The organism is Ruegeria sp. ANG-R (assembly GCF_000813985.1).
Classification (GTDB): Bacteria; Pseudomonadota; Alphaproteobacteria; order Rhodobacterales; family Rhodobacteraceae; genus Ruegeria.
This window is the reverse complement of record NZ_JWLJ01000002.1, coordinates 238,710-251,061: the sequence shown is the minus strand read 5'-3', so window position 1 is coordinate 251,061 and position 12,352 is coordinate 238,710. Positions and strand designations below refer to the sequence as shown.

Here is a 12,352-nt window from a genome sequence, read left to right as displayed (position 1 = left end):
ATCGTCGTTAACGCCGTGTTAGCCAGATGTTCCTAGCGTGAAGCATCTGCTGATTAGGAGTTCTGCCATGGACGATTCGGGACCTTTCGCCTCACCGGCGCTGGCCACCAAGATGCGGCCGCTGCTGGGCCAAACCATCCTTGTGGTCGAAGACAGCCGCTATGCGTGCGATGCAATACGATTAATGTGCCTGCACAGCGGTGCACGTATCAGGCGGGCGGACTGTTTGAAGTCAGCGCGGCGGCATCTGCAGATATACCGCCCTTCGGTTCTGATCGTCGATATGGGACTACCGGATGGGTCAGGTGCAGACCTGATTGCCGAGATGACCCACGCCGTGCCCCGGATTGGCGTCATCCTTGGATTGTCCGGGGACGACAACATGCAGGCCATCGCCATGCGTGCCGGCGCCGATGGATTTCTGGCCAAACCTCTGACATCGGTCGCATACTTCCAGAAGTCCATTCTTGAGCTTCTGCCCGAGGATCGCCGCCCCGGTGATATATCCGCAGTGCGGGATGACATCGTTCAGCCCGATCCGCTGGCCTATCAGGACGACATGGCCCATATCGCCGACGTCCTGACCGGCCCCACCGATCAGCGCACATTGGACTACGTTGCGCAGTTCCTGCACAGCGTAGCCCGAGACGCTGAAGATGTGGTACTTGCGGATGCCGCATCGGACCTTGCCCGATTGCGTACAACTGGGTCGCCGGTAACAGCCCAGACAGCGCGGGTGGCCGGGCTGGTGCAGGACCGTCTGGAGCGGCAAGAGGCGATCTGACATGCTCACCGCGTATTTTATCACGGCAACAATCCTTTGCCTCTGGATCTATCGTCAGACACGCCTCGCGGCCAAAAACATCCGCAACCGCCGGGATGCGGCAACCCCATTGGAATGAATGGAACTCCTGCGGCACTTCTGGCCCTGCTCAGATCGGCGCCGAGATACCCCTAACGCAAACCGCCCGCACAAGGCGGGCGGTTGGTCTTAGTCCTGCGGGATGATCCTCAGCCCCAACTCCATCAACTGATCCGAGGTTGGATCGGACGGGGCGTCCATCATCAGATCCTCTGCCCGCTGGTTCATCGGGAACATCATGACTTCGCGAATGTTGGCCTCATCGGCCAGCAGCATCACGATCCGGTCTATACCGGCCGCGCAGCCACCGTGCGGCGGGGCGCCGTAGTGGAATGCGTTGAACAGAGCGCCAAAGCGGGATTTGACTTCATCCTCGCCGTAACCAGCCAGTTCAAAGGCCTTCAACATGATCTCGGGCTTATGGTTCCGGATGGCACCCGACACCAGCTCGTAGCCGTTACAGGCGAGGTCATATTGGAAACCACGCACGTCCAGAGGATTGCCTTGCAGAGCCTCCATCCCGCCTTGCGGCATTGAGAATGGGTTGTGTTCAAAGTCGATCGCGCCGGTTTCTTCGTCCTGCTCGTAAATCGGGAAGTCCACGATCCAGGCAAAGGCAAAGCGGTCTTTTTCAGTCAGACCAAGCTCTTCGCCAATCACATCCCGCGCTTTGCCGGCTACCTTTTCAAAGGCCTTCGGTTTACCGCCCAAGAAGAACGCGGCATCACCGACGCCCAGACCCAGCTGCTGACGAATGGCTTCAGTCCGTTCGGGGCCGATGTTTTTCGCCAGCGGGCCCGCGGCTTCCATACCTTCGCCCTGATCCCGCCAGAAGATGTAACCCATACCGGGCAGACCTTCTTTCTGGGCAAAGGCGTTCATGCGGTCACAGAACTTGCGGCTGCCACCACTTGGTGCCGGGATGGCGCGGATTTCGGTGCCGTCCTGCTCCAACAGCTTCGCGAATATCGCGAAGCCAGACCCGCGGAAGTGGTCGGAGACCACTTGCATTTTAATAGGGTTGCGCAGGTCGGGCTTGTCAGAGCCGTACCACAGGGCCGCATCTTTATAGGAAATCTGCGGCCATTCCTGATCGACCTTGCGGCCACCTCCGAACTCTTCGAATACACCGGTCAGCACGGGCTGGATGGTGTCGAACACGTCCTGTTGCTCGACAAACGACATCTCAAGGTCGAGCTGGTAAAAGTCGGTGGGCGAACGGTCAGCGCGCGGGTCTTCGTCGCGGAAACAGGGTGCGATCTGGAAGTACTTGTCAAAACCCGACACCATGATCAGCTGTTTGAACTGCTGCGGCGCCTGCGGCAACGCATAGAATTTGCCCGGATGCAGCCGCGAGGGCACCAGAAAGTCGCGTGCTCCTTCGGGCGACGAGGCGGTGATGATCGGTGTCTGATATTCGCGGAACCCCTGATCCCACATGCGGCGGCGCATCGACGCCACAACGTCCGAGCGCAGGGTCATGTTCTGCTGCATCGCGTCGCGTCGTAGGTCGAGGTAGCGATAGCGCAGACGCGTTTCTTCGGGGTATTCCTGATCGCCGAACACCATCAACGGCAATTCGTCGGCAGCGCCCAAAACCTCCAGCTCTCGCACGTAAACCTCGATTTCGCCTGTTGGCAGTTTCGGGTTCACCAGATCCGCGTCGCGGGCTTTGACGGTACCGTCGATACGGATACACCACTCGGACCGTACCTTTTCCAGCTCAGCAAAGGCTGCACTATCGCCGTCGCACAGAACCTGAGTTACGCCGAAATGGTCGCGCAGGTCGATGAACAGCACGCCGCCGTGATCTCGGACCCGATGCACCCAGCCGGACAGGCGGACGGTTTCACCGACATTGGCGGCGGTCAGAGCGGCGCAGGTGTGGCTGCGATAGGCGTGCATGGATCATATCCCTTCGGGCGCAGAATTCGTCGCGCCGATACACCCCTTTGGGCTAGGAAAGTCAAGGCGGGTCGCGCCGTCAAAACGGCCTTTGCACATTGCCCGAGTAGAAATAGACGCCCAACCCAGCCGCAAAGATAATATTACCGGCAATTGCGTGCAGGAGAACTGCATAAAAGAATGATCCACGCTTGCGATAGGCCCAGGTAAAAAGCAGGCCTCCTGCAAAGGTCATGATGGCGACGACCCAGCTCCAATACATCAGGTGGGCCAACGAAAATAGCCCCGCATTCAATAGATAGGCCGCGCGCCCTTGGGGCAGGATCGCATAGTAGCGTCGGAAAAACAGCGAGCGGAACAACAGCTCTTGCGGCAGAGCAGACAGAAGCGGGTAGCCGATACAGATGAAGATCAGCATCTCTGGCCTGTGAAGCAGCATGACAAAAGCTGCATCCGGTCGCGCCCATAGCACCAGGGCGGAGCAGAACGCAGCCATGAACAAAGTGAAACCAATCACTTCGAACCACGACCAGTTCCGCCATCCATACCGAAGCTCGGCCCAGGAGAACCCGGGCGTATCCTGCAGCAAAAGGATACCAAGCCCCGTAAACGCAAAGAGAGAAGGAAACATCCAATTCGGCGGAAACAAGGTCGCGATCAGGACCGGGACGGCGATAAAGAACAGGACGAACTCGATCCTGAGGCGTTGGTTGGTTGCTGGGGTTTCCACCCACTCGGTCATTTTACTCAAAGTGCTACAAGCTCCGCCCGGATCAGCCCCCGCAGGGAATTTCCACAGTAGATATTTTGTGCATTCTTCAGATCGGTCAAGGTTAGAATGGATTCGATAACTTGTTTATTATCAAGCAATTCCTCGCGCAAAATACCGGGTAGCAGCCCGCTACGCAGTGCGGGCGTCAATTGTCTTCCATCCGGCATAGTCAGGAACAGGTTCGTAATCGTACCTTCGCAAAGCTCATCCCGTTCGTTCAGAAATAGTAGCTCATCGACCCCATCGGGCAGGCCTGCCCGTGCCTTGTCATAGATCGTCCGGCGCGTCGTTTTATGGCGCAGCCAGATATCCGGTGAGGACAGTTTCTGATCCGCCATACCCACTCGCCAGACGGGCGGATTGGCAGCCAGATCTCCGGTTGTTAGCTCGAATTTGCCATTCGCGTCCAAGGTCAAGCGGCAGCGCAATGCAATCTCTGCTGAGCTCGCATTCAAAATCGTCCGAGCGTCGGCTCGGTCAAAGTCGATGCCGAATTTCTGTGCTGTGCGCGCCATGCGGGCTAAATGACGATCAAGCCGGATGAACCCCTGCCCCGGCCGGAACGCCAGAGTTTCGATCAGGCGGAAGTCAGGCTCAGCTGGTGGGCGAAGCGGGCTTTCCATAACGCCTCCTCATATTCTGAAGGTGCGGTGCTGTCCCAGACCAGCCCGCCTCCCACATTCAGGGTCGCCTTGCCGTCTTCTACCATAAGAGTGCGTATGGCCACGTTGAATTCAGATCGCCCATCCGGCGCTGCCCAGCCGATAGTGCCGCAATAGGCATCGCGAGGCCACGGCTCAAGATCAGACAGGATTTCCATCGCCCTGATCTTAGGTGCCCCGGTGATCGAGCCGCACGGGAAGAGCGCCGTCAGAATATCCGACAACCCGACGCCGACATGCAATTGCGCCTGCACCAGCGAGACCATCTGGTGCACGGTTGCATAGGACTCAACCTTGAACAGCTCGGGCACTTTGACCGACCCGGCCAGTGCGACGCGGCTGATGTCATTGCGCAGCAGGTCAACGATCATAAGATTCTCAGCGCGGTTCTTTTCGTCTGACGACAAGAAAGCGCGGCGGCGTTCGTCCTCGACCGGGTCTTCACTACGCGGTTGGGTGCCTTTCATCGGGCGCGTTTCGATCCGACCTTCGGCATCGGTGCGAAAGAATAGTTCAGGAGATCGGCTCAGCAAGTCGGGCAAGCCATCCTGCTGAACCAATGCGCCATGACCAACGGGCTGGCCGGCCGCGAGCGCTGCGTAAAGCGCAGCGCTGTCTCCGGTCACTTCAAGGTCTATCGGGAAAGTGAGATTAGCCTGATAGATGTCCCCAGCACCGATGGCGTCATGCACCAATCGGAAGGCTTGGGTATAGCGCGCCTCGTCCCAACGAGGTTCAAACTCGGTGATACCGCCAACATCCTGTGACAGGCCAACGCGATCCGGTTCATTAAACACCCCGAAACACAACAATGGCAGGCGACGACCTTCTGGCAAACGATCCGCGAGACGTGGTTCCAGCACATAGCCAAGTTCGTAACTTGCGTATCCTGCCAGCCACGCTCCGTCTGAACGCGCCTGATCAAGCGCCGCCAGAGCCTGGGGCACCTCCTCCGCGTGGTCCGCGCGGATAATCTGGGATGGACACTCAAACCGGGTTCCGCGCCCGGTTGGTCCTTGATCGAAACGAATACGCAAGTGCATCCTCATTTGCCGTGCTGCGCGATATAGAGGATACGCCAGCAAACGAAAGGGGGGAAAGCGGCAATTTCGCCTTGCTTTCCGATACCTCTTGCACCTTTTCGCGCGGTCCCTATAACGCAGGACAATTTGGGCGCTGGGGCGGTGCCCTGACTCGCGGACAATCGAAGGAACAAGGCCATGCCGAGAAGAACCGACATCCAGTCGATCATGATCATCGGGGCGGGCCCCATTGTTATTGGTCAGGCATGTGAATTCGACTATTCCGGTGCACAGGCCTGCAAGGCTCTGCGCGAAGAAGGCTACCGGGTCATTCTGGTGAACTCGAACCCCGCGACGATCATGACCGATCCCGGTCTTGCGGATGCGACTTACATTGAACCGATCACGCCCGAGGTTGTCGCCAAGATTATCGAGAAAGAACGCCCCGACGCCCTTCTGCCCACCATGGGGGGCCAGACCGGCCTGAACACTTCGTTGGCGTTGGAAGAGATGGGCGTACTGAACAAGTTCGGTGTCGAGATGATCGGCGCCAAGCGCGACGCCATCGAAATGGCCGAAGACCGCGCCCTGTTCCGCGAGGCGATGGACCGGCTGGGCATCGAAAACCCCAAGGCCGAGATCGTGACGGCGCCCAAGGATGAGGACGGCAAGAAGGATCTCGACGCGGGCGTGGCGCTGGCGCTGGAAACGCTTGAAACCGTGGGCCTGCCCGCCATCATTCGCCCCGCTTTCACGCTGGGCGGCACCGGAGGTGGTGTGGCGTATAACCGCGAGGATTACATCCATATTTGCCGCTCGGGCATGGATGCCTCGCCCGTTGGTCAGATCCTGATCGACGAAAGCCTGCTGGGCTGGAAAGAATACGAGATGGAGGTGGTGCGTGACACCGCCGACAACGCCATTATTGTCTGTTCGATCGAGAACGTTGATCCGATGGGCGTGCACACAGGTGACTCGATCACCGTGGCCCCTGCCCTGACGCTGACTGACAAAGAATACCAGATCATGCGCAATCACTCGATTGCCGTGCTGCGCGAGATCGGCGTCGAAACGGGCGGCTCGAACGTGCAATGGGCGATTAACCCGGTTGATGGGCGCATGGTGGTGATCGAGATGAACCCGCGCGTGTCGCGCTCCTCGGCGCTGGCCTCCAAAGCAACCGGTTTCCCGATTGCAAAGATCGCGGCGAAACTGGCCGTGGGCTATACGCTGGACGAATTGGACAACGACATCACCAAAGTCACACCGGCCTCGTTCGAGCCGACCATCGACTATGTCGTCACCAAGATCCCGAAGTTCGCTTTTGAGAAATTCCCGGGGTCCGAGCCCTATCTGACCACCGCGATGAAGTCGGTGGGTGAGGCGATGTCAATCGGCCGTACGATCCACGAATCGATGCAGAAGGCTTTGGCGTCGATGGAATCGGGCCTGACCGGATTTGACGAAGTTGAAATTCCCGGCCTGAACGTGGGTGTCTGGGACGAAGCCGACGACAAGGCCGCCGTGATCAAGGCGATCAGCCAGCAAACACCTGATCGTCTGCGCACCATCGCCCAAGCCATGCGTCACGGATTGACGGACGACGAGATTTTTGGCGTCACCAAGTTCGACCCTTGGTTCCTCGCCCGTATCCGTGAGATAATTGAGGCCGAGCGTCAGGTGCGCAAAGACGGCCTGCCCGTCACCGAAGACGGTATCCGCAAGCTGAAAATGCTGGGCTTCACCGACGCGCGTCTGGGCAACCTGACCGGCCGCGACGAAGACAATGTTCGCCGCGCCCGCCGCAATCTGGGTGTGAACGCCGTCTTCAAACGCATCGACACCTGTGCGGCTGAGTTCGAAGCGCAGACACCCTATATGTACTCGACCTACGAAGCCCCGATGATGGGTGAGGTTGAATGTGAGGCCCGTCCGAGTGACCGCAAAAAGGTCGTCATCCTTGGCGGCGGCCCGAACCGGATCGGTCAAGGCATCGAGTTCGACTATTGCTGCTGCCACGCCTGTTTCGCGCTGACCGAAGCGGGCTATGAGACCATCATGATCAACTGCAACCCCGAGACGGTTTCAACCGATTATGACACCTCCGACCGGCTGTATTTCGAACCGCTGACCTTTGAACATGTCATGGAAATCCTGACTAAAGAACAGGAAAGCGGGACACTTCACGGAGTGATCGTTCAGTTCGGCGGTCAGACTCCGCTGAAGCTGGCCAACGCGCTGGAAGCCGAAGGTATTCCGATCCTCGGCACCACACCGGACGCTATCGATCTTGCCGAAGACCGCGAGCGTTTTCAGGCGCTGGTCAATGAGCTGGGCCTGAAACAGCCAAAGAACGGCATCGCGTCGACCGACGAGCAGGCGCTTGAGATCGCCGAAGAGATCGGCTTCCCGCTGGTGATCCGCCCGTCTTACGTTCTGGGTGGCCGCGCGATGGAAATCGTGCGCGATATGGATCAGCTGCGGCGCTATATCAACGAGGCCGTGGTGGTCTCTGGCGACAGCCCCGTACTGTTGGACAGCTATCTGGCCGGTGCGGTCGAACTGGATGTGGACGCGCTGTGCGATGGCACCGACGTGCACGTCGCAGGCATCATGCAGCACATCGAAGAGGCTGGCGTCCACTCGGGCGACTCGGCCTGTTCGCTACCACCCTACTCGCTGTCGAAAGAGATCATCGAGCAGATCAAGGATCAGGCGTTCAAACTGGCCAAGGCGCTTAATGTCGTCGGCCTGATGAACGTCCAGTTCGCGATCAAGGATGATGAGATTTACCTGATCGAAGTGAACCCCCGCGCCTCGCGTACCGTGCCCTTTGTGGCCAAGGCGACGGACAGCGCGATTGCATCGATTGCCGCACGCGTAATGGCAGGTGAAAAACTGGCGGATTTCCCCAAACGCCCACCTTACAAGACAGTAGACGACACCAAGATCGCCGACCAGATGACTCTGGCCGACCCGAACATGCCCTGGTTCTCGGTCAAAGAGGCGGTACTGCCCTTTGCCCGTTTCCCCGGCGTCGATACGATCCTCGGCCCCGAGATGCGTTCGACCGGAGAAGTTATGGGCTGGGACCGCGACTTTCCACGTGCTTTCCTGAAGGCGCAAATGGGGGCGGGTATGGTGCTGCCATCCTCGGGTCGCGCGTTTATTTCGATCAAGGATGCAGACAAGGGTCTTGCAATGCTCGAAGCCGCTCAGGTTCTGACACAACAGGGCTTCTCGCTTGTCGCAACACGCGGCACGCAAAGCTGGCTTGAAGAACAAGGCGTTGCCTGCGAAGTGGTCAACAAGGTCTATGAGGGCCGGCCCGACGTCGTCGACATGCTGAAAGACGGTCAGGTTCAACTGCTGATGAACACAACCGAAGGCGCGCAAGCGGTCGAGGACAGCAAGGCCATCCGCTCTATCGCGCTCTATGACAAGATCCCTTACTACACCACCGCCGCCGCAAGCCACGCTGCAGCGCTGGCAATAAAGGCGCAGGCCGAAGAGGATGTTGAAGTGAAGTCGCTACAGGGCTAAATCTTGGTAGAACCTCTTGCGATTTGACCCCGGCTCAGGCTGGGGTCTTTCTTTTTTGCTTCCCCTTTGCATCAAGCCTCCACATGATGGTGACAAAAGGGGGTTGCTTATGGATCTCTATACGACATACGGCACCAATGATTTGCCACGGGCGATCCGCTTTTATGATGCGATCTTTGCGGTTCTCGAACAACCACGCCTGCCCGGATGGATCGATGGCTGGGCCGGATGGGGCACCGATCCTGACAGTGGGACTGGCTTTTGGGTTTGCAGGCCATTCGATGAAGCGCCCGCAAGCGTCGGCAATGGCACGATGATCGCATTTCCGGCCCAAAGTGCCGATCAGGTTCGGCGATTCCATGCCACTGGTCTGGAAAACGGCGGCACAGATGAAGGAAAGCCGGGTGTTCGCCCCCACTACGAACCCGGTTTCTATGTTGCCTATCTGCGTGATCCCGATGGCAACAAGCTATCCTGCTTTTACTACCACTATGATCCCGAGAACGATGCGGGCGACTGATCGTACCGCCCGCAGCCTTATCAACTTGCGGCCAATCTCCGTTTTTCTTCGCGGGTGAAGAACAGCAGGTAGAAGACCGGCGCAGCGACCATGGTCAGGATGGTGGCAAAGGCCAGACCGCCCATGATCGTGACCGCCATCGACACAAAGAATGCATCGGTCAGCAACGGAGCCATCCCCAGAATGGTCGTGATAGCTGCCAGCATCACCGGGCGCAGACGCGAGACCGAGGCTTCGACTATCGCGGGGCGCAAGGCTTTTCCGGTCGCCCGGACCAGATCGATTTCCTCGACCAGCACGATGCCGTTCTTTATCAGCATACCCGACAGGCTCAGCAGGCCCAGAAGCGCTGTAAATGTGAACGGAAGGCCTGTTCCAAGCAGACCGATGACCACCCCGTTCACCGACATCGGAACCAGCAGCCAGATGATGATAGGTTGTCGGATCGCGTTGAACAGCAGCACGGAAATCAGCACCATGATCAGCAAACTCAGCGGCAGTTGCCGCCCGAGGCTGGCCTGTGCGTCGCCCGAATCCTCGAACTCGCCGCCCCATTCCATTTTGTATCCGAGCGGCAGTTCCATGTCCTCGATGGCGCTGCGCACTTCGGAATGAACCTGTGCGGCGGTCAGATCCGGCGGGATGTCGGCGCCGACCGTTATGGTCAGCACCCGATCGCGACGATGGACCCGCGTATTGAGTGGTTTGTACTCGAATCCATCCACCATTTGTTCAATTGGTACAAAACGCCCGGACTGGTCGGAATACACGACCTGATCGACAATCGAATAATCTCCGTCCGCGGCGCGGCGCAGAATGATCGGTATCTGTCGATCACGCTCCCGCAAGACACCCCCGGTGATACCATCGGTCGAGAATTGCAGAGTGGCCGCGATGTCTTCGCGCGTCACGCCTGCGGTCTGCGCCCGCTCGGTGGCATAGATCGGTTGAACTGCAAGCTCCTGCTCGCGCCAGTCGTGGTGTACATGCAAAGCATTGGGGGAGGCGGCGGACATGCGCTGCACCGCTTCCTCGGCCAGCTGACGCAGAACAACCGGATCACTGCCCGAGAACCGGGCTTGGATCGGATCACCGCCGCCGGGGCCGAAGATCAGGCGTTTGGTGCGGAACTCACCTTCGGGAAATTGGGCCGAGCCGAATGCCTCAAGATCAGCCTGCAAGGCCGGGATATCGTCCAGCGTCTCGGTACGGATGATCATGTGTCCGTAGCTTGGGTTCGGCTTCTCAGCGGCATATGTCAGCATAAAACGCGTCGCCCCCTGCCCCACAAACGTGGCGACCGAAACGACGTCATCCCGTTCGGCAAGCCAATCTTCGAACACGGCCATGTCCTCGGCCGTACGTGCAATCGGCGTACCTTGCGGCAGTTTGTAATGCACGAAAAACAGAGGTGTGTTCGAGTTGGGGAAGAACTGCTGTTTCATCAGCCCAAAACCGGCGAAACAGGCTACCGTGATCCCGATCAGGCCCGCGACGACAAGCCAGCGGAAGCGCAGCGCCCAGTTCAGGACCGCGCCATAGACGCGAAACAGAATGCCTCCATAGGCATCGATCTCACCCTCTTTGCCCTGCTTGAAGAAGTAGTGCCCCAACAACGGTGTGACGGTGATCGCCAGCACCCAGCTGAGCAGCAGCGAGATTCCGATGACCGCAAACAGCGAAAACAGGAATTCACCGGTCGCGTCAGGGCTGAGCCCAATCCCCGCAAAAGCCATGATGCCGATAACGGTAGCGCCCAGCAGAGGGATTTGCGTTTTCGAGGCCACATCTTCCGCTGCATCACGCGAATTCTTGCCGCGCAACATGGCAATCTGCATCCCTTCGGCCACAACGATAGCGTTGTCGACCAGCATCCCCATCGCAATGATCAGAGCGCCCAGTGAAATCCGCTCCATCTCAATCGAAAAGAGCGACATGAACAGCAGCGTGCCAACCACCGTCAACAACAGGGTCGAACCCACCACGATGGCGGCGCGCCAGCCCATGAAGATGCCGAGAACCGCCACGACGATGGTAACCGACATTGCAAGGTTCATCAGGAAATCATTCGAGGCCTGCTCGACCACCACATGCTGCTGGTAGATGGGCAGAATCTCGACACCAAAGGGAATTTCGCTATCCAGCTCAGCCAGCTTTGCATCCGCGCGTTTGCCGACCTCGACGATGTTTTCGGTGGCCAATCCGGCGATGCCCAGCGTGAAGGCCTCGGTCCCGTTGAAACGGATCATGATATCAGGATCGGTCTGCCTGCCCCGATAGACATCGGACATATCAAAAAGGTTGATCACCTGGCCCTGCGATCCGACCGAAAGCCCGGCAATGGCGGATACACTGTCGGACCCTTCGGCGGTCAGGATGGTCGTCCGGTCACCAGGTGACCTGAGCGAGCCAGAGGAATTGACCGAATCCGCATTTGCAATAGCCTCGTTGATCGCCTGAAACGGAACGTTCTGGTTCACCGAAATCGAAAGATCGGGCTCAACAAAGATCGCCTCATCAGGCAGGCCCTGCACCTCGACATCCGCAACCCCGTCCACCGTCAGCAATTCGCGGCGCAGGAACGTTGCCAGATCATGTTTCTCTGCATCCGAGAACCCGTCTGCCGTAACCGCATAGAACAGACCGAACACATCGCCGAACCCGTCATTCACATGGGGCGTCCCGACCCCGGATGGCAGACCCCGTGCGGCGTCACGCACCTTGGCGCGCAGGCGCGTCCAGATGTCGGGCAGTTCGGTGCCGTCATAGGTGGACTTGATCTCGACCTCGATCAGGGACTGACCGGGTTGATTGACCGAAGTGATGACATCTACTTCGCCCATTTGCTGGATGGCGGATTCAAGCGGTTCCGACACCTCCAGCGCGACCTGCTCGGCCGTGGCACCGGGGTATTGCGTAGCAATGACCGCCTGTTTGATTGTGAAAGCCGGATCTTCCAGACGACCCAGCGACATGAACCCCCAGATGCCGCCGAACAGGGCAATCAGGATAAACAGCCATGTATAGAGTGGCCGGTCGATCGAAGCGCGCGCGATTTTCATCCCG

At 58.6% G+C, this 12,352-nt stretch carries 8 protein-coding genes; 3 read left to right on the top strand and 5 right to left on the bottom strand.

The window, feature by feature from the left end; genetic code table 11:
- The first annotated feature begins 67 nt into the window (after positions 1–67).
- Positions 68–784: a response regulator gene (locus RA27_RS09830; protein ID WP_039537837.1), complete on the top strand. Its 717-nt coding sequence runs from the start codon at positions 68–70 to the stop codon at positions 782–784.
- Positions 785–991: 207 nt separating this feature from the next.
- Here RA27_RS09830 and aspS read toward each other — a convergent pair whose 3' ends face one another.
- The 4 genes from aspS to RA27_RS09810 form a co-directional block, all read right to left on the bottom strand.
- A complete protein-coding gene (aspS, locus tag RA27_RS09825) occupies positions 992–2,767 on the bottom strand; it encodes an aspartate--tRNA ligase (protein WP_039537833.1) in 1,776 nt (591 codons plus the stop codon).
- Positions 2,768–2,846: 79 nt separating this feature from the next.
- Positions 2,847–3,509: a CPBP family intramembrane glutamic endopeptidase gene (locus RA27_RS09820; RefSeq protein WP_052265245.1), complete on the bottom strand. Its 663-nt coding sequence runs from the start codon at positions 3,507–3,509 to the stop codon at positions 2,847–2,849.
- Between the two features lie 5 nt (positions 3,510–3,514).
- Positions 3,515–4,162, bottom strand: a complete 648-nt coding sequence (locus RA27_RS09815; protein WP_039538179.1) for an aminotransferase class IV family protein — start codon at positions 4,160–4,162, stop codon at positions 3,515–3,517.
- Positions 4,117–5,244 (bottom strand): aminodeoxychorismate synthase component I, encoded by a 1,128-nt coding sequence (locus tag RA27_RS09810; protein WP_039537828.1) that lies wholly within the window; start codon positions 5,242–5,244, stop codon positions 4,117–4,119. The genes RA27_RS09815 and RA27_RS09810 overlap by 46 nt, the downstream gene beginning before the upstream one ends.
- A gap of 177 nt (positions 5,245–5,421) precedes the next feature.
- Here RA27_RS09810 and carB point away from each other — a divergent pair, with 177 nt between their 5' ends.
- Positions 5,422–8,766, top strand: coding sequence for a carbamoyl-phosphate synthase large subunit (gene carB, locus RA27_RS09805; protein ID WP_039537825.1), 3,345 nt, complete (start codon positions 5,422–5,424; stop codon positions 8,764–8,766).
- A 109-nt stretch (positions 8,767–8,875) separates the two neighbouring features.
- Positions 8,876–9,286 carry a VOC family protein gene (locus RA27_RS09800; protein ID WP_039537822.1) on the top strand — a complete coding sequence of 137 codons (411 nt, stop codon included), beginning with the start codon at positions 8,876–8,878 and terminating at the stop codon, positions 9,284–9,286.
- Between the two features lie 20 nt (positions 9,287–9,306).
- Here the strand turns inward: RA27_RS09800 and RA27_RS09795 are convergent, their stop codons facing one another.
- Positions 9,307–12,348: an efflux RND transporter permease subunit gene (locus RA27_RS09795; protein WP_039537820.1), complete on the bottom strand. Its 3,042-nt coding sequence runs from the start codon at positions 12,346–12,348 to the stop codon at positions 9,307–9,309.
- Positions 12,349–12,352: the final 4 nt, after the last annotated feature.